The following is a 22,893-nucleotide window of genomic DNA, read 5'->3' as shown; positions in this document are numbered from 1 at the left end:
ACGCGGCTTCATTTCAGAAATCGGACGAAGCCTGAAACCGGTTCACGCTCGGTGACCAGCGTGTTTTCAATCTTACTCGTATCGGCCCAGCCAAGCGCCATGCCACACACGATCATGTCGTCCTCCGACAACATTAATTTTTCGCCAATGATCTTATGGTATTGCGTGAAAGCCGCTTGCGGGCAGGTATCGAGGCCGCGTCCGCGCGCCGCAACCATGATGCTCTGCAAAAACATTCCGTAGTCGAGCCAGGAACCCTGCTCCATGCTGCGGTCGATGGTGAAGATCAGCCCGACGGGTGCGTCGAAAAAGCGAAAGTTGCGCGCATGCTGGGCCGCCATGCCGGCCTTGTTGTCGCGCGTCAGGCCCAGCAACGCATACAGATCCCAGCCCACCTTGCGGCGCCGCTCGATGAAGGGCGATTTCCATGTGCGCGGATAATACGGATATTCCTCGCTGTGCTGGGCGTTCAGGACCGGATCCTGGTGCACCGCGAGGATCGCCTCGGACAGTGCGGTTTTCGCCTCTCCCTCGAGAACGTGCACCTTCCACGGCTGGGTGTTGGTGCCCGATGGCGCGCGTGCGGCCACTTGCAGGATCTGTTCGATGTCCGCGCGCGCGACCGGGGCGGGTAAAAACGCGCGAATCGAGTGGCGCGTGGTGATCGCCGCGTCGACGGCTTCCTGCTGGGGATTGCTGATCAAGACAGTCTCCTTATTTTTTGACGACAAAGGCAACACCGGCCACCGCGACCACCATGCCGATGATGCCCATGATATTGAATGCTTCACCGAACATGATCCAGGCCATCACTGCCGTGGTGGGCGGGGTCAGGTACAGCAGGCTGGTGACCTGGGTGGCGTCGCTGCGCCGTATCAATTGATACAGAAGGAAGATGGCGCCGATCGACAGCCCGCAAATCGACCACAGCAGCGCCCCGATGAATTGCGCCGACCAGGTAACGTGCGTCAGGTGCACATCGAAATCTTCAAACAGGATGGCCAGCGGCAACAGCAAGGCAGTACTGGCGGAAAACTGGATCACGGTGCCGGTGCGCAAGTCGAAGCGGGGACAGAAATGTTTTTGGTACAGCGTGCCGACCGTGATCGAACACAGCGCCAGCACGCAGAACAGGATGGCTGGGGTCGACAGCCCGACCATGTCGATCTTGGCGGCCACAACCAGCGCCACGCCACCCAAGCCCAAGCCCAGTCCCAGCCATTGCCGGGGGCGCACGCGTTCGCCGATCAGGGGCGCGGCGACCGCCGTCAGCACCGGTTGCATGCCGACGATCAGCGCCGACAAGCCGGCCGGCATGCCAATCTTGATGGCGCACCACACGCCGCCAAGGTAGCCGGCTTGCATCAACAGGCCGGCCACCGCGATGTGCCCGACCGCGCCACGCGGCCACGGTGCCTTCCAGATCCACACCAGCGGCAACAAGAACAGCACCGCACCGGCGCAGCGGATCACCAGGAAGGTCAGCGGCGGCGCATACGGCAAGCCGAACTTGGCGATGATGAAGCCGGTGCTCCACAGGACGACGAAAAAGATCGGGATCGGGGACAGCCAGCTGGGCGCTTGCGCTGTGGAAGACGTCGTCGGCATGTCGGGCATCGTGAAGGCCGACAGCGGGGTCAGCGGGTTTCGGAGGTGCAATGTAGTCAGTCTAGCACGATGCCAATATCGTCATCTCCAACGTGCATTAGTCATTACAACCTTGATATATATCAATCTTCAACTAAATTATGTTGCATCGCACAAAAATCGCTTGACCCTGCTTAAAAACGACGTAAAATTGCTCCCTGTTGCGGTGCACAAAACGCTCTCAGCTGCGCTGGCACGCTGCCTCATCGGTACACGGCAACATATCCCCTACATTGTTTCAGATTCCGGAGAAGCCCATGTTTGCAATTCCAGAGCAGTTTTCGAACGCCACCAAATCCACCATGGAAGCCCAATTCGCCCTGTTTTCGTCGTTGTCTGCCAAGACGTTCGAGAGCATGGAAAAGCTGGTCGCTTTGAATATGGCGACCGCAAAGGGGTCGCTGGCCGAGTCGACTGCAACCGCACGCGCCATGCTCACCGTTAAGGATCCACAAGAATTTATCTCGCTGACCACTGGCAAGGTTCAGCCAGCCGCTGAAAAAGCCCTTGCCTACAGCAAGGAAGTCGCCGCGATCGTCCGTGGCGCCGGCGCCGAATTCAGCCAGGCTGCCGAAAGCCAGATCGTCGAAGCGAACCGCAAGGTGCTGTCGCTGGTCGACGAAGTGAGCAAGAACGCGCCGGCCGGTTCGGAGCAGTTCGTGTCGGCCATGAAAACCGCCATCAGCAACGCCAGCGCCGGTTACGAGCACATTTCGAAAACCACCAAGCAGGCTGTCGAGAGCGTCGAAAACAATATGAACTCGGCTGTGTCGCAGTTCGCATCGAAAATCCCGACCGCCGCTTAAATCCAGCGCAATAAAAAAGCCAGCCTGTTCAAGGCTGGCTTTTTTTACGCCATTTCCGGTTTATTCGCCCAGATAGGCCGCCTGCACGCGCGGATCATTCAGCATTGCCGCGGCGTCGCCGGTCATCGTGATCGCACCCGAATCCATCACGTAGCCGCGGTGCGCCGCCTGCAGCGCCAGCTTGGCGTTCTGCTCAACCAGCAGGATGGTGATCCCTTCCTTCGAGACGTTGCGGATCACTTCGAAAATCTTTTCCACCATGATTGGCGACAGGCCCATCGACGGTTCATCGAGCAGCAGCAATTCCGGATGGCTCATCAATGCGCGCGCCATCGCCAGCATTTGCTGTTCGCCGCCCGACAGGGTGCCGGCCATCGACGTCGACCGTTCCTTCAGGCGCGGAAACACGCTGTACCATTTTTCCACGTCGGCATCGATGCCGGCCTTGTCGTTGCGCGTGTAGGCGCCCATCAGCAAGTTTTCGTGGATCGACATGCGCGTGAATACGCCGCGCCCTTCCGGCACCATCGCCAGTTTCTTCTCCACTATCTGGAACGAATGGGTGCCCTTCAAAGGCTGGCCCTGGTAAGAGATCGTGCCTTCCACCTTGCACGCAGGCAGGGTGCCGGTGATGGCTTTCAGCGTGGTGGTCTTGCCGGCGCCGTTTGCGCCGATCAGGGTGACCAGTTCGCCCTTGTTCACTTCCAGGTCGATGCCCTTGACGGCCTTGATGCCGCCGTACGCCACTTTCAGGCCCGAAATTTTCAGCATGCTCATGTTTGCTTCGTTCATGCGTGCGCCGCTCCAAGGTAGGCTTCGATCACGGCCGGGTTTTTCTGTATGTCAGCGGGCAAGCCTTCGGCGATGCGCTTGCCGTATTCGAGCACGGTAATCCGGTCGCACAGGCCCATCATCAATTTCACGTCGTGCTCGATCAGCAGCACGGTCTTGCCGTCCTGCTTGATTTTCACCAGCAGCTCGGTCAGGCCCAGTTTTTCGGTGGCGTTCATGCCAGCAGCGGGCTCGTCCAGCGCCAGCACCTTCGGATCGGTCGCGAGGGCGCGGGCAATTTCCAGGCGGCGCTGGTCGCCGTAGGACAGGAATTTGGCGGTGCGGTCGGCGAACTGGCCGATGCCGACGAAATCGAGCAATTCCTGGGAACGGGCGCGAATCGACGCTTCTTCGACGCGCGCGGCCTTGTGGCGGAAAATGGCGCCGAACACACCCTGGTGCGAGCGCACGTGGCGCCCGACCATGACGTTTTCGAGCACCGTCATTTCACCGAACAGGCGGATGTTCTGGAAGGTGCGGGCAATCCCCGCCTTGGCCACTTCGTGCGGTGCCGACGGCGAATACGGTTTGCCGTCCAGTTCGAAGGTGCCGCTATCCGGCTGGTACAGGCCGGTGATGACGTTAAAAAACGTGGTCTTGCCGGCGCCGTTCGGGCCGATCAGGCCGTAAATCTGGCCCTTCTTGATCTCGATGCCGACATCGGTCAGCGCCTGCAGGCCGCCGAAGCGTTTATTCACGCCGGCGATATGGAGAATGGTTTTTTCGCTCATGGTCATCTCTTTCAGGCCGGGAAAGCATCGCCCTTGTTGGTCTCGGCGGCGTCAGGCCGGTCTTCGTGTTTCGGCGACGGCCACAGTCCGGCAGGACGGTTGAGCATGATCAACACCATCGCCAGGCCGTACAACAACTGGCGCAGCACTTCCGATTCGATGACCACCTTGCCGAACAGTGCCTGCTGGGCCGGTTCGACCACGTGGCGCAGCACTTCCGGCAAGGCAGCCAGCAGCACGCCGCCCATGACCACGCCCGGGATGTGACCGATGCCGCCCAGCACCACCATGGCCAGCACGGCGATCGATTCGGTCAACGAGAATGACTCGGGCGACACAAAGCCCTGGAACGAGGCGAACATGGCGCCGGCGACGCCGCCGAACGAGGCGCCCATCGTAAAAGCCAGCAATTTGACGTTGCGGGTATTGATGCCCATCGCCTTGGCGGCGATTTCATCTTCGCGAATCGCCACCCAGGCGCGGCCCAGGCGCGAATGCTGCAGGCGCGAGGTGACGAACACGATGGCGATGGTCAGCGCCAGGAACAGGAAGTAATAGGCATTTACGGATGGCATGCCGTAGCTGCCCAGCATCACGGTGGAATTCGAACCCTGCTCGCCGGCGAGCGACACGCCGAAGATGCGAATCGGATCGATCAAATTGATGCCCTGCGGACCGTTGGTGAAATTGATCGGCTCGTTAAGGTTGTTCATGAAGATGCGGATGATTTCGCCGAAGCCGAGGGTCACGATGGCCAGGTAGTCGCCACGCAGTTTCAGCGTCGGCGCGCCCAGCAAGGCGCCGAACAGGCCAGCGACCACGGCGGCCAGCGGCACCACCGCCCACACCGACAGGTGAATGCCGTTGGCAACGATGTCCGGGCCCATGACGGTCACCAGTGTCTGCCCGATCACCGGGTATTCATTGACGATCGATTCGAGCAAGGCGGCAAATTGCGGCGAGGCAAACAGGCCAGTCAGGTAGGCGCCCACTGCAAAAAATGCGATGTAGCCGAGGTCGAGCAGGCCGGCGAAGCCGACCACGATGTTCAGCCCCAGCGCCAGCATGATGTAGAGCAGCGCGATGTCGATAATGCGAACCCATGAATTGCCGAACTGGGCGGCAAAGAAAGGGAACACCAGCAACAGCGCCAGCAGGATTGCCATGCTGGTATAAGCGCGGCGCGGGTTCTGGGAGACGTCGAAATTGAGCAGGGCCATGTCGGTTCCTTGATTTAGGCGCGGTCGGCCACACGTTCGCCCATGATGCCGGACGGACGGACGGTCAGGACGATGATCAGCACCACGAAGGCGAAGATATCCTGGTAATGGCTGCCGAGGAAGCCGCCGGTCAGGTCGCCGATGTAGCCAGCGCCCAGGCTTTCGATAATGCCCAGCAAAATGCCGCCGATCATGGCGCCATAAATATTGCCGATGCCGCCCAGTACCGCAGCGCAGAACGCTTTCATGCCCGGCAGCACGCCCAGCGTGAAGGTGACGGACGCGTAGTTAGCGCCCCACATCACGCCTGCCACCGCGGCCAGACCCGCGCCGATGGCAAACGTGGCCACGATGACGCGGTCGGAATTGACCCCCATCAGCCCGGCCACGCGCGGATTTTCGGCAACCGCGCGCATGGCACGGCCCATCTTGGTCCGCTCGACCAGGAACACCAGGCCGAACATGGCCAGTGCCGCGAGCACCAGCAGCAGCACCTGGGTTTGCGAAATGAGCGCGCCGCCAATCATGATCGGTTCAGTCGACAGCAGCGGCGGGAACGGCAGCGGGCTGCGGCCCCAGATCATCATCGCGAAAGTTTGCAGCAGCATCGACACGCCAATGGCGGTAATCAAGGGCGCCAGCCGGGGTGCATTGCGCAGGCGGCGATACGCCACCCGTTCGATAATGATGTTGACCAGCATGCAGGCGGGGACAGCAACCGCAATTGCAATGGCCAGGTCGACATAGCCGGGCAAGCCGGGATACATCGATTGCAGCAGGTTGATCACGGTCAGGCCGACCATGGCGCCGATCATCAGCACATCGCCGTGGGCAAAGTTAATCAAATTCAGTACACCGTAGACCATGGTGTAACCAAGGGCGATCAATGCATACATGCTGCCGAGCACGAGGCCATTGAGAATCTGCTGGATGAATGTATCCATGGGTAGCTGCCTCTTATCTATCGATCTAACAAAAACGGCACCCCGGGAACAAATCCCGAAGTGCCGCTCATGGCCTGACGTATTCACGCAACCCTGCCACCGGCGCAGCCGGCGCACCCAGGGCTGGGTGTTTCTACTTCCCTGGAATCGCGCCCCCTGACAGAACAGAGAAGCCAGCCGCGACGCAGGGACAAATTCCGAGCGCCATCATCATAGCGAGGATTTCAAAAAACTAATATCGGAATATTGCAAAAACGCCAAATTTTGTTCAGTTTCGAGACATGCACCAGTTTGTTACTCTGACCTGCACCAAAATGCTTTCTGGTACGCACCGATATCAGGCAAAACTGCGTGGCGCGGTGCCCTCCAGCGCGGGATTGCCGTCCAGCCCCTTTGGCAGCGGGAAGGTGACGTGCTCTTCCACGCCTTCGAGCACGCGTACGCTGCGCGCACCGAGCTCCTTCAGGCGCGCAATGACGGCATCGACCAGGATTTCCGGGGCCGATGCCCCGGCCGTGACGCCGATGCGCAGCTTGCCAGCGATCCAGAGTGGATCGATCTGGCTGGCGCCGTCGATCATGTAGGCAGGCGTGCCCATCTTTTGCGCCACTTCGCGCAGGCGGTTCGAATTGGAGCTGTTCGGGCTACCGACCACGATCACCACTTCTACCTGCGGCGCCATGAATTTCACGGCTTCCTGGCGATTCGTGGTGGCGTAGCAGATGTCCCCCTTCTTCGGCTCGATGATGTTCGGAAAGCGCGCCTTCAGCGCGTCGATGACTTCGGCGGTGTCGTCGACCGACAGCGTGGTCTGCGACACATATGCCAGCGAATCCGGGTTGGCAACGCTCAGCTTGGCCACGTCGGCCACCGTTTCGACCAGGTACATGCCCTCTTCGGCCTGGCCCATCGTGCCTTCCACTTCCGGGTGACCGTCGTGGCCGATCATGATGATTTCGCAGCCCTGCTTGCGCATCTTTGCCACTTCCATGTGCACCTTGGTGACCAGCGGACAGGTCGCATCGAACACCTTCAAACCGCGCCCTTCCGCTTCCACGCGCACCGCTTTCGGCACGCCATGGGCGGAAAACACCAAGGTGTTGCCCGGCGGGACGTCTTCCAGCTTCTCGATGAAGATGGCGCCTTTTGCGCGCAGGTCGGCCACCACATAGGCGTTGTGGACAATTTCGTGGCGCACATAAATGGGCGCGCCGAACTGGCGCAGCGCGCGTTCGACGATCTCGATGGCGCGGTCGACACCGGCGCAAAACCCGCGCGGCTGGGCTAACAAGATCTCGTTTTCCATCGCTTCATCCATCATGGTCACTCCCATCACAACACCGAAATCAGTTTGACTTCAAATTGCAGGCTTTGCCCGGCCAGCGGGTGGTTGAAGTCGAAGATGCAGACCTCGTCGCCCAGTTCGCGCAGCACGCCGGCGAAGCGGCCACCTTTTGGCGCTGCAAAATCGACCAGCTCGCCGACCTGGTAGTCGGCGCCCGGGACAGAATTCTCATCCAGTGTGGCGCGCGAGACCGGCTGGATCAGCTCGGCAGTGCGTTCGCCAAAGGCTTGCGCAGGCTCCAGGTTAAAAATCTGGTGCGCGCCCTCTTCCATGCCCAATAAACGCTGCTCCAGGAACGGCGCGAGCTGGTTCTGGCCCAGCATCAGCGTGGCCGGGTTGCCGTTGAAGGTGGTAACGATGTCTTCGCCACCGAGCTTGGCGAGGCGGTAATGAAGCGTCAGGTACGCCGATGGGGTAACGACGGGAGGGCGGGTGTCGGACATGGTCTGTATGAATGCGGGGAAAGCGTTATTGTAAGTCACGGCGCGCCTGCGGTGTTCGCGCGCACCTCTTGCGCACATCAAACCCGCGCTGGCCACGCTGCGGATAATGCAGCGTCAACCGAGGGGGAACGATGGGAATCAATGCCTGGCCGGAACATGAACGCCCGCGCGAGCGGCTTGTGCGCGAAGGCGCGCGCGCCCTCTCCGATCCTGAACTGCTGGCCATTTTCCTGCGCGTGGGCGTACGCGGAAAAAGCGCCGTGACGCTGGGCCGCGACATGCTGCACCACTTCGGCTCACTACAGGGCTTGCTGGCGGCGGACGTCAGCGCCTTTTCCGAGGTACATGGCCTGGGCGTGGCGAAATACGCCCAGTTGCAGGCCGTGCTGGAACTGTCGCGCCGCGCCGGCGCCGAACAGTTTGCGCGCGCCTCGCTATGCACGCCCGACGCCGTGCGCGCATATCTGCGCAGCACCTTCAACGGCCAGCCGCACGAATCGTTCATCGTCATGTTCCTCGACGTGAAACACCGCCTGATCGATACCAGTGAAATGTTCAAGGGCACGCTGACCCACACCAGCGTGTATCCCCGCGAAGTGGTCAAAGCGGCGCTACGCAGGAATGCCGCCGGCGTCATGCTGGCGCACAACCACCCGTCCGGCGAAGCGGCGCCCAGCGACGCGGACGTGCGCCTGACCACGGCCCTGGTGCAGGCGCTGGCCCTGATCGACGTGCGCGTGATCGACCATTTTATTGTCGCGGGCAGCCACATCCATTCGTTCGCGGAGAACGGGCAGTTGTAAGCAATTACATGAACAGCGCCGGCATGGGTGCGTCCGGATTGATTTTTTTGGCGATCCCATACGCGCGCTGGACTGCCGGACGGGCCGACACCTTTTCCAGCCAGCGCAGCGCATGGGGATATTGTTCGATGCGCAGCTTCAGCATGTCATACGTGGCAGCCCACGTGAACACCGCCATATCGGCAATCGTGTAGTCGGTTCCGGCAATGAAGGCGTGGTTCGCCAGCTGCCTGTCCAGCACGGCATAGATGCGCTTGACTTCTTTTTCGAAGCGGGCAATCGCGAACGGCACGTGCTGCGGCGCCAGGCTCTGGAAGAAATGCAGTTGGCCCGCCATCGCGCCCAGGCCACCGACCTGCCAGAACAGCCATTGCGCCACAGTCGCACGGCCCCTTGGGTTGCTTGGCAAGAATTTGTTGGTCTTGTCGCCCAGGTAAGTGAGGATGGCGCCCGACTCGAACAGCGCCAACGGCGCGCCATGGTCGAGCGGGGCATGGTCGACAATGGCCGGGATCTTGTTGTTCGGGGCGATGGCCAGGAAGGCTGGCGCAAATTGTTCATCCTTGCTGATATCCACGGGAACGATCTTGTAAGCGAGCCGCATTTCTTCCAGACAGATGCTGATCTTGTGGCCATTCGGTGTGGTCCAGTAATGCAGGTCGATCATGGTTGTCTCCTGTTGGTTTGTCGGCGCCGGATGAAAATTGTATGTTCGATCTCGCATCCGCGGCGCGCGCCCTGCAGGGAATCCAGCCAGGATTTACGGCATTTAACAATGTTAAATTAAATCATAGTTATAAGTCACAATTGTTTTCTGCAAGTGATTGATTCCGCGATGATTTTCGCGCTATACTCTCGTTTTTCCGAATTCGGAAGTTTATTTAGGAGTGCGTTATGGCACGTGTTTGCGAAGTAACTGGCAAGGGCCCGATGGTTGGTAACAACGTCTCCCACGCTAACAACAAAACGAAGCGTCGTTTCCTGCCGAACTTGCAGAACCGTCGCATCTACGTCGAATCCGAAAACCGCTGGGTCTCCCTGCGCTTGTCGAACGCCGGTCTGCGCACCATCGACAAAGTCGGCATCGATGCCGTCCTGGTCGACATGCGCGCCCGTGGCATTAAAGTTTAATTAGGGAGCTATCATGGCAAAAACTGGCCGCGACAAAATCAAGCTGGAATCGACTGCAGGTACGGGTCACTTCTACACGACCACCAAGAACAAGCGCACCATGCCTGCAAAAATGGAGATCATCAAGTTTGATCCTAAAGCACGCAAGCACGTGACGTACAAAGAAACCAAGATCAAGTAATTGCTCTGCGTTGATTGAAAAAGCCGCCCACTTCGCAGTGGGCGGCTTTTTTTTGCTGCTCAGTCCGGTTAGCGGCGGCAGCTCAGGCGCAGCGTTTCTTCTTCACGCGCCACCACGCGCACCGGTTCGCTGTCGCCGCAGCGGTAGACGATGGAAAGACGCTTCTGCGCACCGCGCGCCGGATCGCCGCACAGGCGGTTGTTGGCGGTCACTGCGCCACCATCGCGGTCGAGCGCATTGCGCACCGCCTGGCGCGCATCGCACATGGCCCCGCGCACGCCATATTCCGCCTCGTCCACGTGAATCCGGTCCCAACCCGGACGCGGGCCAGGACCACCCTGGCTGGCGCGTTGGCCGGCGGCAAACCCGTCGTCGAAGCCGCGCCGGTATTCGGCACTTTGGGCAAATGCCGAGGTGGAGGCGACGGTCAAGGCCAGGACAGCGGCGATGCGCACGATTTGTTGGGTAACGAGTCTCATTTTATGCTCCGAAGTGATGTGTAAGTGACAGCCACAGTGTGTCAGGTAGGGATAACAAAAGCTGTGGATCGTGGTGTAAAAAGCGTTTCAAGCTGTAAGCAGAATAGCAAAGCGGCTCCCGAGGGAGCCGCTGCTGTTTGCAAGCCGAAGTGCGTTACGCGTAACTGCGCAGCCGCATCGAAAACTCTTCCAGAGACTTGATGCCGGATTTTTCGGCGCGCACGCACCAGTCCTGCAACTGGTGCAGCAACTGTTCGCGGGTCGCGCTGGAACGTTCCCAGATCGCGCCCAGTTCCACGCGCATGTGGTGCATCGTTTCGAGCGCCTTGCTGTGCTGGAACAGCTCGACCAGGTGCTGCTGTTGCGGTTCGGCCAGCTTGGCCGGCTCGCGCTGCAGCAATTTGCGCGAGGTTTTCAGGAATGGCTTTTGCAATTCGTTCTTTTGGCGCAGTTCTTCGAACTCATCGCGGCAAGCCAGCTTGACCGACTTGGCGTACTTGGCCATCACGTCGTAGCGGTTGGCGATCACCGATTGCAGGGTTTCCAGGTCAACGACCAGCTTGTCCTTGGCGAACTTCGGCGCCGGCGCCACTTTCTTGACCTTGGCCAGGCCCATGGTTTCCAGGATGCGGATGTAGAGCCAGCCGATATCGAACTCGTACCACTTGCTCGACAACTTCGCCGAGGTGGCATAGGTGTGGTGGTTATTGTGCAGCTCTTCGCCGCCAATCAGGATGCCCCAAGGGAAAATGTTGGTGGCAGCGTCGGCGCAATCGTAGTTGCGGTAACCCCACCAGTGGCCGATGCCATTCACAACGCCGGCTGCCATGATCGGGATCCACATCATCTGGATGGCCCAGATGGTGATGCCGATCACACCGAACAGGGCAAAGTTCAACGCCAGTTGCAGGACCACGCCCTGCCACGAAAAGCGCGTGTACAGGTTGCGTTCGAGCCAGTCGGTCGGCGTGCCATGGCCATACTTTTCCATGGTTTCCAGGTTCTTGCTCTCAGCGCGGTACAGCTCGGCGCCTTCGAAAAATACTTTTTTGATGCCGCGCGTGACCGGGCTGTGCGGGTCTTCTTCGGTATCGCACTTGGCGTGGTGCTTGCGGTGAATCGCGGCCCATTCCTTGGTAACCTGGCCCGTGGTCAGCCACAGCCAGAAGCGGAAAAAGTGACTCGGGATGGCGTGCAGTTCGAGCGCGCGGTGCGCCTGGTGACGGTGCAGGTAAATCGTGACAGCGGCGATCGTGATGTGCGTGACGACAAGCGTGTAAATGACGACTTGCCATGCGCTCAAACCAACCAGGCCGCCGTCGAGGAATTCCAGAATGTTGCCGAACAAATTCATATTGCTCCAGTGTGAATTGCAGGTCTGCTAAGTCGACTTTCAGTGAGGCAATCGACCCCTTACATTTTACGCATAACTAGTGCTGCACAACAGAATCCGTGTGGACATTCACGCGGAATTTACATCTGGCTGCACGATACGCGACACAACCAGCGCAATATGCGCATCAAGTAATGTTGAATCGACATGAGGGTAACCAAGTCTGACCTGGCCGCTGGCAATCAGGTCGTAAATACGGCGATTGATTTCGTTGACGACACCGCCCGTGCCATTCTGGGCGTCGGCAACCCAGCACCCGATTTCCAGCTCATAGCCGTCGGGCGCGAAGCGGGTGATGGCCACTGCGGGCGCCGGCGTTTCCAGCACGCGCTCGACGCCGACAACCTGCGCGGCGAGCAGGGGCATCACCACGGCGAGGTCACTCCCATGCGCCACCGTCACACGGGTCGCGGCGCGCACCGACGGCGACGACAGCGACTGGTTTTGCACCGCGCTCGAGATGAGCATTTCGTTTGGTAACACGGTCTCGACGCCATCGCCGCCCTGCAGCACGGTATAGCGCGAATTGATGCGACTCACGCGTCCCGAGTATTTGTCGACGGTGATCATGTCGCCGATCGACAGGCTGCGCTCGAGCAGGATGACAAAGCCGGACACATAATTGCTGGCGATCTTTTGCATGCCGAGACCGACACCAACGCCCAGTGCGCCGCCGAATACCGACAGCACGGTCAGGTCAAGCCCCACCGTTTGCAGGCTGAGCAGTACGGCAACCAGGATCAGGACGGCGCGGGTCATGCGTGCGAGCACCACGCGCATCGAGGAGTGCATGGTTTCGATGTGCATCAGGCGCTCATCAATGGCCGAACCTGCCCAAAGCGCCACCGTCAGCATCACAACCACGGTTGCCGCCGCCTGCAGGATGGTGGCGAGCGAGGTCCCTTTTTTACCGCCGATGGGCAGCGTGTGCACATCGAGGTAGGCGAGAATATCGTCCCACACGCCAATGAAATACAGCACCACGGCCAGCCACGCCACAAACACAAAAATGCGTTCGAAGGTTTTGAAGGCGCCACCGAGCTGGCCACGCCGGCCGAATACCCGGCGCAGCACATAAAACACCAGCCGGATCGCCGCCAGCGACAGAAAGATCGGAAACGCCACCTTCAACAGCTTGATGTCCAGGTGTTGTTTGAGCAACACGACTTTCGACAGCGCCAGGTAGCCGACCACCATCAAGGGCCCGATCACGCGGCCGAAACTGTCGACCCCGATGCGGCGAAAGCCGGTGTCCTGCGCCCGCCCTGCCAGCAGGTAGCGGTGCGCCAGGCGCGAGGCGCCGGCACCCAGCCCGATCGACACGGCGATCGCCAGCGCCTGCCACAACAGGGCAGGATTCCTGAAGTCGTCGAACAGGTCGGTCAGCAGGTCAACGATCAGCATACGGCAGGCTTATTCTTCTTCAGCGACTTCGTCGTCTTTGACGCGCGGTGGCTTCGGTACGATCGCCTTGCGTTCAAACACGGCGGCAAAGAAGCCGTCGGTCTGGTGAATGTGCGGCAACAGCACCAGGTAGTCGCCCATTTCCAGCGGAATCTTTTGTTCGGCCAGCACCGTGCTCATCGGCACCAGGTCGAATTCCGGATGCGTTGCCAGGAAATTCTCGGCCACACGCTGGTTTTCTTCTTCCAGCAGGCTGCAGGTGGCGTACACCAGGCGGCCGCCGCCCTTGAGCAGGCGCGCCGCGCCGTCCAGGATGCCGATCTGCTTTTCCTGCATTTCCAGGATCGAATCTTCCTTCTGGCGCCATTTGACGTCAGGATTGCGGCGCAGGGTGCCCATGCCGCTGCACGGCGCGTCGACCAGCACGCGGTCGATCTTGCCGGCCAGGCGTTTGACTTTGGCGTCGCGTTCGTGCGCGATCTGCACCGGGTGCACGTTCGACAGGCCGCTGCGGGCCATGCGTGGTTTCAGTTTGGCGAGGCGCTTTTCCGACACGTCGAAGGCGTACAGGCGGCCGGTGTTGCGCATCAGGGCGCCCAGGGCCAGCGTCTTGCCGCCGGCGCCGGCACAGAAATCGACCACCATTTCGCCGCGCTTGGCGCCGACAATTTGCGACAGGATCTGGCTGCCCTCGTCCTGCACCTCGATGCCGCCTTCTTTAAAAATCGGCAGGTTTTGCAGCGCCGGCTTTTTCAGCACGCGCAGACCCAGCGGCGCAAACGGCGTCGGGATCGCCGCGACAGGCGCTTCGAGCAGGCGCGTCATGGCGTCTTCACGCGTGGTCTTGATGGAATTGACACGCAGATCGAGCGGCGCCGGCTGGTTCAGGGCCTCGGCCATTTTCAGCGTTTCTTCCTGGCCGTACTGGGCCACGAATTTGTCGAACAACCACTTTGGCAGGTTCGAACGCATTTGCACCGGCATCAGCTTGCGGTCGATTTCATTGATGCGGTTCAAAAACGCGGTTTCGTCGTCGGTCAGGCCGCCCAGCGAATCGACACCCATGGCTTCGGCCAGGCCCATGATGGTCAGGCGGCGCATGGTCGGGCTGGAACCGGCTTCGGCGAAGTCGGTAAAGAATGATTTATTGCGCAGCACCGCGTAGATGCCCTCGGCAACGGCACCACGTTCGCGCGAACCGAGGCGCGGGTGGTCTTTGAAGTAGCGCGACAGGGTGGTGTCGGCAGGCGCGGTGAAACGCAAAATCTCGCGCAATACTTCTTCAGTATTGCCGAGTATCGCTGGTGGCAATCTCATGGTGGTCCTAATGTGTAATTAAATGCTGCTGGCTTCAAGGATGCGGACATCGCCTTGTTCGATGATCAACCTGTCTTCGACGAACAGGCGGATGGCGTATGGGTAGAGCTTGTGTTCTTCAGTGAGCAGGCGCTGTGCGAGCAGGTCCGGCGTGTCGCCGGGATGCACGGGAATGCGCGCCTGGGCCACGACCGGGCCGTGGTCGAGTTCGGGGGTAACGAAATGCACCGTTGCGCCGTGCTCCGCATGGCCGGCAGCCAGCGCCGCTTCATGCGTGTGCAGGCCAGGAAACAATGGCAGCAGCGACGGGTGAATGTTCAGCATGCGGTCGGCATAATGTTCGACGAACGGCGCGGTGAGAATGCGCATGAAGCCGGCCAGCACCACCAGGTCGGGCGCAAACCGGTCGATCGTTTCCTGTAACGCGGCGTCGAACGCGGCGCGCGTGGCGAATGCTTTGTTGGCGACGACGGCCGTCGGGATGCCGCGGCTGGCGGCAAAGGCCAGTCCGGCAGCATCGGGTTTGTTGCTGATGACGGCAGCGATGCGCGCCGGCCAGTGCTCGGCATCAAGCGCGCGCACGACCGCTTCCATATTGCTGCCGCGCCCGGAAATGAGGATGACGATGTTTTTCATGGCCGCCATTGTAACCCGAGCGCCGGCGCCAACAAATTAGTCCGGCAAGGCCGCCGTCTTACTCGAACGAATAAAACACCCTGAACGGCACCCGTTTATCGCCCCAGAACTCGGCGGCATCGCGAAACACATCCAGCAAGGTCTCGCGTGCTTCCTTGTCAAACTTCTGGGTATTTGGAAGTTGCTCCAGCACCACAATAAACCCCGGCTGCGTCCCCGCCGCGGCAATTGTCTCGGTCAGGCACAGGCGCAAGGCGTCGAAATTCTTGCTACACGGTTTAGGAAAGAAAAAATTCTCGCCGATGCGCGCGCAGACCTGCTGTTTGGTCAGTGTATCGGCGCAATGGGCGTACAAGAAATGCTGGCCCAGGCGCGCGGCTTCCTCCTGCAATTCGGTGACCCGGAATGCACGGATGGATTGCACAAGATTGGGCGGCACTCTCATCAACAAACTCATTTTTCCCTCAAAAGTCGCCCTGCAACGTCCAGGCCGTATAGTTTCCCATGGCGAATAGATCAAACATTTCTGTAAGAGTAACGTTTTGTGTTACGTGAATCAACCCGAATGTGATCCATAGCGCAATATTCACCCAAAATGCACGATATTGGTGCCGCCAGACCATCATCGGCCAGCTGTCGAGGTGATGTCGCCCCTGTTACACTTTGTTGCCATGTAGACGCACAGCTTTACAAGGGGACGGCTTACTATACGAATATGGCAGTAAAACCAACGGGTCATCGGGCCCACATGAAGAGGATTGACATGAACGTTTCCACCAAATTGATTATTTCCGCGCTGGGCGTCTGCGCATTGCCGCTGGCGCAAGCCGCAGATTTTGAAGATTTCGGCAAGGTCGTTCGGGTTCAGCCGCGCGTCGAACAAGTGCGCACACCGCGCCAGGAATGCCGTACCGATTATGTGCAGACGCAAGCACCGCAACGCACTGGCGGCGGTGGCGGCGCCATCATTGGCGGCCTGGTCGGCGGCTTGCTGGGTAACCAGGTCGGTAGCGGCAATGGCCGTTCGGTCGCCACCGCTGCCGGCGCCATCGCCGGCGCCGTGGTCGGTAACAATACCGAAGCGAACAGCGTGTCCAACCAGCCGCAAGGCATGCAGGAGCAGGCAGTGCAGCGCTGCCGCACGGTCGAAGCGTACGAAGAGCGTACCAACGGCTACGAAGTGACCTACGAATACCGCGGCCACAACTACACCGAAATCATGCGCCGCGATCCAGGCCAACGCGTGCGCCTGCGCGTATCGGCCACGCCTGCCGACTATTAAATAGCGGCATGCATTCCAAAAAAGCGGCCGCTCGGCCGCTTTTTTTATTCCGGCAGCAATCCCAGCGATGTCAGCGCGGCCTTGCCCAGTGCCACGCGCTGGTCGGTTGCACCATCGGGGATATCGATGTTCAGCGCAAAGCTGTACAGCTTACCGTCCTTGTTGATCCAACCCACCCACCAGCCTAAATCGACGGTCTCGGACGGTCCGTCGCACCAGCCCGTTTTGGCGTGCAGGTCGGCAGCGCCGGGCTGACGCGTGATGTCGCGCACGGCGGCCATCGCGGCTTTCTGGAACGGCAACTGGTCCTGTGCCAGCCGCTCCAGGAAGACGGTCTGCTCGGCGGCGCTGATCTTCAAGGGCCCCTTCAGCCAGAAGGTGTCGACCTCGGTGCCCGGGTCCATATTGCCGTAGTTCAGTTTGCGCAAATTGGCCTGCATGGCGGCCATGCCGATGCGGCGCGCCAGGCCCTGATATACCGGCACATTCGAGATCTTGATGGCGTCGCGCAGTGACATGTCGTGCGCCCAATCCGGGCGCAAGGTCGGCTTGCCGCCGTAGGGCAGGACGGTGTCGACGCTCGCCACAGCACCCGTGGCCAGGCCGATCAGGGTGTTCGGGATTTTGTACGTCGACGCCGGGATAAAGCGCGTTTCGGCGCGGGCGCGGTCGTGCACGGTGTAGACGTCGGCGCTGACGTCGTGGACGATGAAGGTGCCCGTTACCCCCTTCTGCTGGAACAACTGCGCCAGTTGTGGGCTTGCCACCCACGCGGCGGCGTGGGCCTGCACGCTGGCCGCTAGCAGCATGCAGGCAGTGCGCCAGCGCTTCATGGCTGCCCTCCTTCTTTCGCCAATACGCTGGCCTGACGGGCGCTGGCCTTGGCGGCGTAGGCGCGGCAGGCGTTGCGGTCGATAAAGCCGGTGTGGCCTTGCACCTTCGCCTTTTCAAAGCGTTCCCACAGTTCGCTGGCCTCTGGATGCGCAGAAATCAGAATATCGCACGGTAGCGCAGCAATGGCTGCAATCGACCGCGTCAAGCTGGCGACGACGGCGGGATGGTCGCGAAACCGATACGGTTTTGCTGCAGCCGCGCTCAAACTGTCCGCGTACACCATGTTTGCCGCCACGCCCTCCTCCACCGATTGCCAGGTCCAGCTGACGCCACCCGGCGCATGTCCCGGCGTGTAGTGGGCGGTGACGCGCAGTGGGCCGACCGTGAGCACGCCACCGTCGGCAATCGCCTCAACCCGGGCAACCGGCGCCAGCGTCGAAGGCAAGTCGGTAAATTGCGGATCGTCCTTGTTGGACAAGCCGGTGCGCAGGACAGCGGCACCAGCAGTACTGGTAAGTACCGCCGCGCCGGACAGGCGCTGCAGTTCGGCAATACCGCCGGCATGGTCGAAGTGTTCGTGCGAATTGAGGATATATTTGACGTCCTCGATCCTGAACCCCAGCTGGCGAATGTGCTGTGCAATCTGCGCGGGCGATTCGGGGCTGCCGCCGTCGATCAGGATATGCCCGGCCGGCGAGGTGATCAGTACCGAACTGACCCCATGCGGGCCGACATAATACGTATTGCCATACAGGGCGAACGGCTCCTGGGGCGCGTTCCAGTCAGCGGCACAAGCGGGTGCTGCGGCGATGACGAGGAATGGCAGGTAGTGCAGCTTCATGCGTGTCTCCTTTTCAAAATAAATACAGCGCCAGTTTGCCGCCAGCGCGTGGTTTGATGGGCAAAGCTGTGTCCATTTCCAGTATCCGCGTGCCGAAATCCTGGCCAAAGGGCGCCGCCATCGGGCGCCTTTACCCGGTTTTACTTGCGCTGCGGGAACGCCACCACTGATAATAGGGCGACTGAATCAGGCGTCCTATGCTCATCAAACGTAAATCCATCGAACAAGTCGAATCCTCCCGCCGTCCCGCCCGCAAACCGAAGTTTGCGCCTGTCACGCTGTCTGAACAGGATGGCGTGCGCTATCTGCACTTCGGTACCGAATGGGTGCAGGGCGCAATGCGCCTGCGCAAGCCGGACTGGCCGGAGCTGGAATACGCGCAGCAGATGATGGCGTGGATGCTGTACATCGAGGCGCCCGCCGCCATTGCCCAGCTGGGACTGGGGGCAGCCACGCTGACCAAGTTCTGCTATCGCCAGTTTCCCGAGGCGCGCGTGACGGCAGTCGAATTGAACGCCTCGGTGGTAGCGATCTGCGCGAGCATGTTCAAGCTGCCACCCGAAGATGAACGCTTGTCGGTGCTGGAAATGGATGCGATGGATTTTGTCGACGATCCGGCCAACCTGGGCGGGTTCGACGTGTTGCAGTGTGACCTGTACGACGCCACCGCGCGCGGCCCGGTGCTCGACACGCCCGAGTTTTACCAGTCGTGCAACGCCTGCCTGACCGAACAGGGCATCATGACGGTCAACCTGTTCGGCGACCATCCGAGCTTTGCCAAGAACATCAAGGCCATGAAATTCGCCTTCGACGACGTGATCTGTCTGCCCGAAGTGCACGACGGCAATGTGGTAGCGCTGTGTTTCAAAACCAGGCGCACCATCGACGATGCGGCGCTGGCAGCACGCGCCGCGGCGATTGTCGCCGCCACCAAATTGCCGGCCAAATCATGGCTCAAGGGCATGCAGGCCAACCGCTAGACTTTTGCAGCAGACGGAGTGAATCTTGAACGACAACGCCTATCCAGCCGTCCCCCTCCCCGCTGCAAGCCACATCGAGCCGGCCCCACCGAAACCCGTGATACCGCGCGCACTCGACCTGCAAATGCTGTTCTCGTGGCTGCTGGCCGACGGTATCGTCGACAAGAACGGCGTCAAGGCCCATTTCGCGCAAGCCCAGGGCATCCTGAGAAACGCCACCGGCCACATGCATCCGCTGGTGGCCGTGGCGCAATGCAAGCTGGTCTCGTGTCAGCCGCTGCACCGCATGATGACGCTCGACCTGCTGACCGAGTGGCTGGCCAGCAAGGTCGGCCTGCCGTTTGCGCGCATCGACCCGCTGCGCATCGATTTCACCAAGGTGGCCGATGTGATGTCGGCCAGCTACGCCGCAAAATTTCATATCCTGCCGCTGGAACTGACAAGCGACACGCTGGTCGTGGCCACTGCCGACCCGTTCCAGAAAGACTGGGAAAGCGAGATCGCCAAGGTATCGCGGCGCAAGATCTCGCTGGTCATCGCCAACCCGCTCGACATCGCCCAATACACCGCGCAATTTTTCGCGCTGGCCAAATCGATCCGCAATGCCAGCAAGTCGAACGCGCAGGACATGGCGATGCGCAACAATTTCGAGCAGTTGGTCGAAATGGGCAAGGCGAACAAACAGTTCGATGCGAATGACCAGCACATCGTCAACATCGTCGACTGGCTGTGGGGCTATGCGTTCGAGCAGCGCGCCTCGGACATTCACCTGGAACCGAAACGCGACGTCGCGGTCATCCGCTTCCGCATCGACGGCGTGCTGCACCAGGTCTACCAGGTGCCGGCCGCGGTGATGATCGCCATGACTGCCCGCATCAAATTGCTGGGCCGCATGGACGTCATCGAAAAGCGCCGCCCACAGGATGGTCGCATCAAGACGCGCACGCAGGGCGGCCAGGAAGTCGAGCTGCGCCTGTCGACCTTGCCGACCGCGTTCGGCGAAAAACTAGTGATGCGGATTTTCGATCCGGAAGTGGTGGTCAAGACCTTGCCCGAACTGGGCTTCCCGCCGGACGACGCGCTGCGCTGGGACGCGCTGACAAAACGTCCGCACGGCATCATCCTGGTCACGGGCCCGACCGGCTCCGGCAAGACGACGACGCTGTACACGACCTTGAAGGCGCTGGCGACGAGCGAAGTCAATGTGTGCACGGTGGAAGACCCGATCGAGATGGTGGAAGCGGCATTCAACCAGATGCAGGTACAGCCGGGCATCGACCTGTCCTTCGCCGATGGCGTCAAAGCGCTGATGCGGCAAGATCCCGACATCATCATGGTCGGCGAGATCCGCGACCTGGGCACGGCCGAGATGGCGATCCAGGCGGCGCTGACCGGCCACCTGGTGCTGTCGACCTTGCACACCAACGACGCCCCGGCGGCCGTGATGCGCCTGCTCGAGCTGGGCGTGCCACATTACCTGCTGGAAGCGACGCTGATCGGCGTGATGGCCCAGCGCCTGGTGCGCACGCTGTGCCCGGCTTGCAAGGCGCCGGACGGCTCCCTGCAGGACGACATCTGGCAGAGCATCGGCGGCGCCTGGAACATTCCCAAGCCAGCCGTCATCTACCGCCCGATCGGCTGCCCGGAATGCCGCCAGACCGGTTACCGCGGCCGTACCGGTATTTACGAGCTGCTGACGATCACGGAGTCGTTCACGCAACTGGTGGGCAAGGAGACCGACCTGCACGCGCTGCGGCGCCAGAGCGTGCTCGACGGCATGAAGCCGCTGCGCATCGCCGGCGCCATGAAGATCGTCGAAGGGGTGACGACGGCCGAAGAAGTGCTGAAAGTCACGGCAGCCCTGGCTTAATTTTCATCCACGCATCTTTGCACTAGCGCAACGAGAGATCATGGGCTATAATCTTGCCTCTTTCGGGGTCGTTAGCTCAGCTGGTAGAGCAGCGGACTTTTAATCCGTTGGTCGCAGGTTCGAATCCCGCACGGCCTACCACGAATTCGCAGGACAAGAAAAGCAGTGACGATTTTATCGTTGCTGCTTTTTTTCGTCTGATAACACTGCTTCAGGCGCTCTGCTTTCTCGATGACGCCAGTGTCGTCGGCGCGTACGGCAGACTCAAAAATCACATCAGCGTAACGCGCATTTTCTTCCCAGTAGAATTTAGTCGTTGAGCGGCTTCCAGATCCCGCCAATTCGCGATAACCCTTCAACACTCAATGTCAACTTCCTTGCGCAGCCGGCCCCGCGCACTGACATTTTGCGCTATAATCTCGCCTCTTTCGGGGTCGTTAGCTCAGCTGGTAGAGCAGCGGACTTTTAATCCGTTGGTCGCAGGTTCGAATCCCGCACGGCCTACCACGAATTCGCAGGACGAAAAAAGCAGCAACGATTTTATCGTTGCTGCTTTTTTGCATTTAGAATGACCAAGTGTTTACCACGAGCTTCATCAATTACCAGTCTACTCCCATACTTGGCCTTCGAATCAGTCTAACATTCTTCAATTTCGTTAGATTGAAAATGCAAAATATTTGAATTTATTTTGTAAACAGCCCCGGGGACATCGGCTGAGGCATAGTCAGCGGCAAAGCAATCTTACGCTGAACCCACCAAGCAGCAGGAACGCTTTCGTACGAAGTTTCAACAATTATGCCGCCAGAAACTTTACTAATTTCAAGACTGGTTAAGATTTGCATTTTTTTCTCTCTTAAGATTTAGAAATTGACATAAGATATTTGACTCAATTAATCTAATTCAAGCCACCCTCAGTAAAAACGCCGGATGTTTTTCAGAACCACTATCCCACCAACAACGGTTATTTTATCTTCGTAATTATGGATGAAAACGTTTCCCTCTTCCCATCTCAAAAAACGCGGAAGTTTAGGACGATAAATAGTCAATTTGGCGCCTGAGGATACAAGCACGTAACCCATTGATTCCAGCTGACCTCGCAATAGCTTAACCGATTTTTCAGGATTCGATAGCACATCGAACTCAGCTCGGACGACTAACATCACAGAAGCTAGTGACCCAATGGCAGCACCCACTAGAATACTTTCCACGGAGTATGAGGGATCACCGAATAACGTTATTACTCCTGAGATTATCAGCATTGTGAGCAATATCGTAACGGCCCAAGATCCTAGCTGAACCCAAGATTGAAAGAGTAGAAGATAGCGCCAAAGAGGAAATGGATATCTGACAGCCGAGATTTTCAGATGATTGTTCAGCAATGACATAGTGTACTCCTTCCGATATTAAAAGAGGAGTGACCACTATAAGATCACCCCTGCTCAAACCATTAAGCGCCGTAGTACATATATACAATTCCTGCACCAATCATTGCACCGGCAACTGCACCAACTGGCCCCGCTGCCATGCCTAAGGTTGCGCCAAGCCTTGCTGCGCCGATATAAGTACCGATCGCCGCACTGCCCGTCACTACACCAGCTTTGGCGATCGCTCTACCAGCGCCACTACCAGAGACCTGATCCACTTCCATTTCCGTTAATACTTTAATAATATTCTCCAGGTTAGGTTGTTTGTAACATTTAGGGAAACGCTGATTAATTAAGGCGCTCCCGTTCCCGCCGGTGCCGCAACCTGAGACAATAACGGTACGTTCCCTG

At 59.5% G+C, this 22,893-nt stretch carries 25 protein-coding genes, 2 tRNA genes and 1 pseudogene; 9 read left to right on the top strand and 19 right to left on the bottom strand.

The window, feature by feature from the left end:
- Window positions 1-8: 8 nt before the first annotated feature.
- The gene (locus tag V6M87_RS19280; protein ID WP_332878276.1) at window positions 9-704 is read right to left on the bottom strand and encodes a nitroreductase; all 696 of its coding nucleotides are present in this window, start codon (window positions 702-704) and stop codon (window positions 9-11) included.
- A gap of 10 nt (window positions 705-714) precedes the next feature.
- Window positions 715-1,617, bottom strand: coding sequence for a DMT family transporter (locus tag V6M87_RS19275; protein WP_442920620.1), 903 nt, complete (start codon window positions 1,615-1,617; stop codon window positions 715-717).
- A gap of 287 nt (window positions 1,618-1,904) precedes the next feature.
- Here V6M87_RS19275 and phaP point away from each other — a divergent pair, with 287 nt between their 5' ends.
- The gene (gene phaP / locus V6M87_RS19270) at window positions 1,905-2,453 is read left to right on the top strand and encodes a TIGR01841 family phasin (RefSeq protein WP_332878275.1); all 549 of its coding nucleotides are present in this window, start codon (window positions 1,905-1,907) and stop codon (window positions 2,451-2,453) included.
- A 60-nt stretch (window positions 2,454-2,513) separates the two neighbouring features.
- On the opposite strand, the gene V6M87_RS19265 is transcribed toward phaP, so the two are convergent.
- From V6M87_RS19265 to V6M87_RS19240, 6 genes are all read right to left on the bottom strand, one after another.
- On the bottom strand, window positions 2,514-3,245 hold the full coding sequence (locus V6M87_RS19265; protein WP_332878274.1) for an ABC transporter ATP-binding protein: 732 nt from the start codon (window positions 3,243-3,245) through the stop codon (window positions 2,514-2,516).
- Complete coding sequence (locus V6M87_RS19260) at window positions 3,242-4,015, bottom strand: ABC transporter ATP-binding protein (protein ID WP_332878273.1); 774 nt, start codon at window positions 4,013-4,015, stop codon at window positions 3,242-3,244. Before V6M87_RS19260 ends, V6M87_RS19265 begins: the two co-directional genes overlap by 4 nt.
- An 11-nt stretch (window positions 4,016-4,026) precedes the next feature.
- Complete coding sequence (locus V6M87_RS19255; RefSeq protein ID WP_332878272.1) at window positions 4,027-5,235, bottom strand: ABC transporter permease subunit; 1,209 nt, start codon at window positions 5,233-5,235, stop codon at window positions 4,027-4,029.
- A 14-nt stretch (window positions 5,236-5,249) separates the two neighbouring features.
- On the bottom strand, window positions 5,250-6,179 hold the full coding sequence (locus V6M87_RS19250; protein WP_332878271.1) for a branched-chain amino acid ABC transporter permease: 930 nt from the start codon (window positions 6,177-6,179) through the stop codon (window positions 5,250-5,252).
- 337 nt (window positions 6,180-6,516) lie between these two features.
- Complete coding sequence (gene ispH / locus V6M87_RS19245) at window positions 6,517-7,485, bottom strand: 4-hydroxy-3-methylbut-2-enyl diphosphate reductase (protein WP_332878270.1); 969 nt, start codon at window positions 7,483-7,485, stop codon at window positions 6,517-6,519.
- Between the two features lie 26 nt (window positions 7,486-7,511).
- On the bottom strand, window positions 7,512-7,967 hold the full coding sequence (locus V6M87_RS19240; protein WP_332878269.1) for an FKBP-type peptidyl-prolyl cis-trans isomerase: 456 nt from the start codon (window positions 7,965-7,967) through the stop codon (window positions 7,512-7,514).
- Window positions 7,968-8,098: 131 nt separating this feature from the next.
- On the opposite strand from V6M87_RS19240, the gene radC reads away from it, so the two are divergent.
- On the top strand, window positions 8,099-8,770 hold the full coding sequence (gene radC / locus V6M87_RS19235; RefSeq protein WP_332878268.1) for a RadC family protein: 672 nt from the start codon (window positions 8,099-8,101) through the stop codon (window positions 8,768-8,770).
- A gap of 4 nt (window positions 8,771-8,774) precedes the next feature.
- On the opposite strand, the gene V6M87_RS19230 is transcribed toward radC, so the two are convergent.
- Window positions 8,775-9,437, bottom strand: coding sequence for a glutathione binding-like protein (locus tag V6M87_RS19230; protein WP_332878267.1), 663 nt, complete (start codon window positions 9,435-9,437; stop codon window positions 8,775-8,777).
- Window positions 9,438-9,664: 227 nt separating this feature from the next.
- Between V6M87_RS19230 and rpmB the strand changes: the two genes are divergently transcribed.
- Both rpmB and rpmG read left to right on the top strand, forming a co-directional pair.
- The gene (gene rpmB, locus V6M87_RS19225) at window positions 9,665-9,901 is read left to right on the top strand and encodes a 50S ribosomal protein L28 (RefSeq protein WP_332878266.1); all 237 of its coding nucleotides are present in this window, start codon (window positions 9,665-9,667) and stop codon (window positions 9,899-9,901) included.
- A 10-nt stretch (window positions 9,902-9,911) separates the two neighbouring features.
- Window positions 9,912-10,082 carry a 50S ribosomal protein L33 gene (gene rpmG / locus V6M87_RS19220; protein ID WP_182152555.1) on the top strand — a complete coding sequence of 57 codons (171 nt, stop codon included), beginning with the start codon at window positions 9,912-9,914 and terminating at the stop codon, window positions 10,080-10,082.
- 68 nt (window positions 10,083-10,150) lie between these two features.
- Here rpmG and V6M87_RS19215 read toward each other — a convergent pair whose 3' ends face one another.
- The 6 genes from V6M87_RS19215 to V6M87_RS19190 form a co-directional block, all read right to left on the bottom strand.
- Window positions 10,151-10,561, bottom strand: a complete 411-nt coding sequence (locus tag V6M87_RS19215; protein WP_332878265.1) for a hypothetical protein — start codon at window positions 10,559-10,561, stop codon at window positions 10,151-10,153.
- A 154-nt stretch (window positions 10,562-10,715) separates the two neighbouring features.
- Window positions 10,716-11,915 (bottom strand): DesA family fatty acid desaturase, encoded by a 1,200-nt coding sequence (locus V6M87_RS19210; protein ID WP_332878264.1) that lies wholly within the window; start codon window positions 11,913-11,915, stop codon window positions 10,716-10,718.
- Between the two features lie 108 nt (window positions 11,916-12,023).
- Complete coding sequence (locus V6M87_RS19205; protein WP_332878263.1) at window positions 12,024-13,358, bottom strand: mechanosensitive ion channel family protein; 1,335 nt, start codon at window positions 13,356-13,358, stop codon at window positions 12,024-12,026.
- A gap of 9 nt (window positions 13,359-13,367) precedes the next feature.
- Window positions 13,368-14,675, bottom strand: a complete 1,308-nt coding sequence (locus V6M87_RS19200; RefSeq protein ID WP_332878262.1) for an RsmB/NOP family class I SAM-dependent RNA methyltransferase — start codon at window positions 14,673-14,675, stop codon at window positions 13,368-13,370.
- 18 nt (window positions 14,676-14,693) lie between these two features.
- On the bottom strand, window positions 14,694-15,311 hold the full coding sequence (gene purN, locus V6M87_RS19195; RefSeq protein ID WP_332878261.1) for a phosphoribosylglycinamide formyltransferase: 618 nt from the start codon (window positions 15,309-15,311) through the stop codon (window positions 14,694-14,696).
- A 58-nt stretch (window positions 15,312-15,369) separates the two neighbouring features.
- Window positions 15,370-15,768: a barstar family protein gene (locus V6M87_RS19190; protein WP_332878379.1), complete on the bottom strand. Its 399-nt coding sequence runs from the start codon at window positions 15,766-15,768 to the stop codon at window positions 15,370-15,372.
- A gap of 306 nt (window positions 15,769-16,074) precedes the next feature.
- Between V6M87_RS19190 and V6M87_RS19185 the strand changes: the two genes are divergently transcribed.
- The gene (locus V6M87_RS19185; RefSeq protein ID WP_332878260.1) at window positions 16,075-16,593 is read left to right on the top strand and encodes a glycine zipper 2TM domain-containing protein; all 519 of its coding nucleotides are present in this window, start codon (window positions 16,075-16,077) and stop codon (window positions 16,591-16,593) included.
- 44 nt (window positions 16,594-16,637) lie between these two features.
- On the opposite strand, the gene blaOXA is transcribed toward V6M87_RS19185, so the two are convergent.
- Both blaOXA and bla read right to left on the bottom strand, forming a co-directional pair.
- The gene (gene blaOXA, locus V6M87_RS19180) at window positions 16,638-17,402 is read right to left on the bottom strand and encodes a class D beta-lactamase (RefSeq protein WP_442920619.1); all 765 of its coding nucleotides are present in this window, start codon (window positions 17,400-17,402) and stop codon (window positions 16,638-16,640) included.
- Between the two features lie 20 nt (window positions 17,403-17,422).
- Window positions 17,423-18,268 carry a subclass B3 metallo-beta-lactamase gene (gene bla / locus V6M87_RS19175; protein ID WP_332878258.1) on the bottom strand — a complete coding sequence of 282 codons (846 nt, stop codon included), beginning with the start codon at window positions 18,266-18,268 and terminating at the stop codon, window positions 17,423-17,425.
- Window positions 18,269-18,465: 197 nt separating this feature from the next.
- Here bla and V6M87_RS19170 point away from each other — a divergent pair, with 197 nt between their 5' ends.
- The 4 genes from V6M87_RS19170 (at window position 18,466) to V6M87_RS19155 (ending at window position 21,625) form a co-directional block, all read left to right on the top strand.
- On the top strand, window positions 18,466-19,248 hold the full coding sequence (locus tag V6M87_RS19170) for a spermidine synthase (protein ID WP_332878257.1): 783 nt from the start codon (window positions 18,466-18,468) through the stop codon (window positions 19,246-19,248).
- Between the two features lie 124 nt (window positions 19,249-19,372).
- Window positions 19,373-21,118: a GspE/PulE family protein gene (locus V6M87_RS19165; RefSeq protein ID WP_332878378.1), complete on the top strand. Its 1,746-nt coding sequence runs from the start codon at window positions 19,373-19,375 to the stop codon at window positions 21,116-21,118.
- Between the two features lie 65 nt (window positions 21,119-21,183).
- Window positions 21,184-21,259: transfer RNA gene (locus tag V6M87_RS19160), tRNA-Lys, on the top strand.
- 290 nt (window positions 21,260-21,549) lie between these two features.
- A tRNA-Lys gene (locus tag V6M87_RS19155) sits at window positions 21,550-21,625 on the top strand.
- Between the two features lie 176 nt (window positions 21,626-21,801).
- Here V6M87_RS19155 and V6M87_RS19150 read toward each other — a convergent pair.
- Window positions 21,802-21,960, bottom strand: a complete 159-nt coding sequence (locus tag V6M87_RS19150) for a hypothetical protein (RefSeq protein WP_332878256.1) — start codon at window positions 21,958-21,960, stop codon at window positions 21,802-21,804.
- Window positions 21,961-22,565: 605 nt separating this feature from the next.
- Window positions 22,566-22,893: pseudogene (locus V6M87_RS19145) on the bottom strand (hypothetical protein); the annotation flags it as partial.

This window comes from Massilia sp. S19_KUP03_FR1, from assembly GCF_036688685.1.
In the GTDB taxonomy this organism is placed as follows: Bacteria; Pseudomonadota; Gammaproteobacteria; order Burkholderiales; family Burkholderiaceae_D; genus JALYUM01.
The sequence above is the reverse complement of the archived record's forward strand: the minus strand, read 5'-3'. Positions and strand labels throughout refer to the sequence as shown.

Coding starts and splice junctions, on each gene's coding strand:
- V6M87_RS19275 (WP_442920620.1), bottom strand. CDS start 1,617: ATGCCCGACATGCCGACGACGTCTTCCACAGCGCAAGCGCCCAGCTGG.
- phaP (WP_332878275.1), top strand. CDS start 1,905: ATGTTTGCAATTCCAGAGCAGTTTTCGAACGCCACCAAATCCACCATG.
- V6M87_RS19265 (WP_332878274.1), bottom strand. CDS start 3,245: ATGAACGAAGCAAACATGAGCATGCTGAAAATTTCGGGCCTGAAAGTG.
- V6M87_RS19260 (WP_332878273.1), bottom strand. CDS start 4,015: ATGAGCGAAAAAACCATTCTCCATATCGCCGGCGTGAATAAACGCTTC.
- V6M87_RS19255 (WP_332878272.1), bottom strand. CDS start 5,235: ATGGCCCTGCTCAATTTCGACGTCTCCCAGAACCCGCGCCGCGCTTAT.
- V6M87_RS19250 (WP_332878271.1), bottom strand. CDS start 6,179: ATGGATACATTCATCCAGCAGATTCTCAATGGCCTCGTGCTCGGCAGC.
- ispH (WP_332878270.1), bottom strand. CDS start 7,485: ATGGAAAACGAGATCTTGTTAGCCCAGCCGCGCGGGTTTTGCGCCGGT.
- V6M87_RS19240 (WP_332878269.1), bottom strand. CDS start 7,967: ATGTCCGACACCCGCCCTCCCGTCGTTACCCCATCGGCGTACCTGACG.
- radC (WP_332878268.1), top strand. CDS start 8,099: ATGGGAATCAATGCCTGGCCGGAACATGAACGCCCGCGCGAGCGGCTT.
- V6M87_RS19230 (WP_332878267.1), bottom strand. CDS start 9,437: ATGATCGACCTGCATTACTGGACCACACCGAATGGCCACAAGATCAGC.
- rpmB (WP_332878266.1), top strand. CDS start 9,665: ATGGCACGTGTTTGCGAAGTAACTGGCAAGGGCCCGATGGTTGGTAAC.
- V6M87_RS19215 (WP_332878265.1), bottom strand. CDS start 10,561: ATGAGACTCGTTACCCAACAAATCGTGCGCATCGCCGCTGTCCTGGCC.
- V6M87_RS19210 (WP_332878264.1), bottom strand. CDS start 11,915: ATGAATTTGTTCGGCAACATTCTGGAATTCCTCGACGGCGGCCTGGTT.
- V6M87_RS19205 (WP_332878263.1), bottom strand. CDS start 13,358: ATGCTGATCGTTGACCTGCTGACCGACCTGTTCGACGACTTCAGGAAT.
- V6M87_RS19200 (WP_332878262.1), bottom strand. CDS start 14,675: ATGAGATTGCCACCAGCGATACTCGGCAATACTGAAGAAGTATTGCGC.
- purN (WP_332878261.1), bottom strand. CDS start 15,311: ATGAAAAACATCGTCATCCTCATTTCCGGGCGCGGCAGCAATATGGAA.
- V6M87_RS19190 (WP_332878379.1), bottom strand. CDS start 15,768: ATGAGTTTGTTGATGAGAGTGCCGCCCAATCTTGTGCAATCCATCCGT.
- V6M87_RS19185 (WP_332878260.1), top strand. CDS start 16,075: ATGAACGTTTCCACCAAATTGATTATTTCCGCGCTGGGCGTCTGCGCA.
- blaOXA (WP_442920619.1), bottom strand. CDS start 17,402: ATGCTGCTAGCGGCCAGCGTGCAGGCCCACGCCGCCGCGTGGGTGGCA.
- bla (WP_332878258.1), bottom strand. CDS start 18,268: ATGAAGCTGCACTACCTGCCATTCCTCGTCATCGCCGCAGCACCCGCT.
- V6M87_RS19170 (WP_332878257.1), top strand. CDS start 18,466: ATGCTCATCAAACGTAAATCCATCGAACAAGTCGAATCCTCCCGCCGT.
- V6M87_RS19165 (WP_332878378.1), top strand. CDS start 19,373: ATGCTGTTCTCGTGGCTGCTGGCCGACGGTATCGTCGACAAGAACGGC.
- V6M87_RS19150 (WP_332878256.1), bottom strand. CDS start 21,960: ATGCAAATCTTAACCAGTCTTGAAATTAGTAAAGTTTCTGGCGGCATA.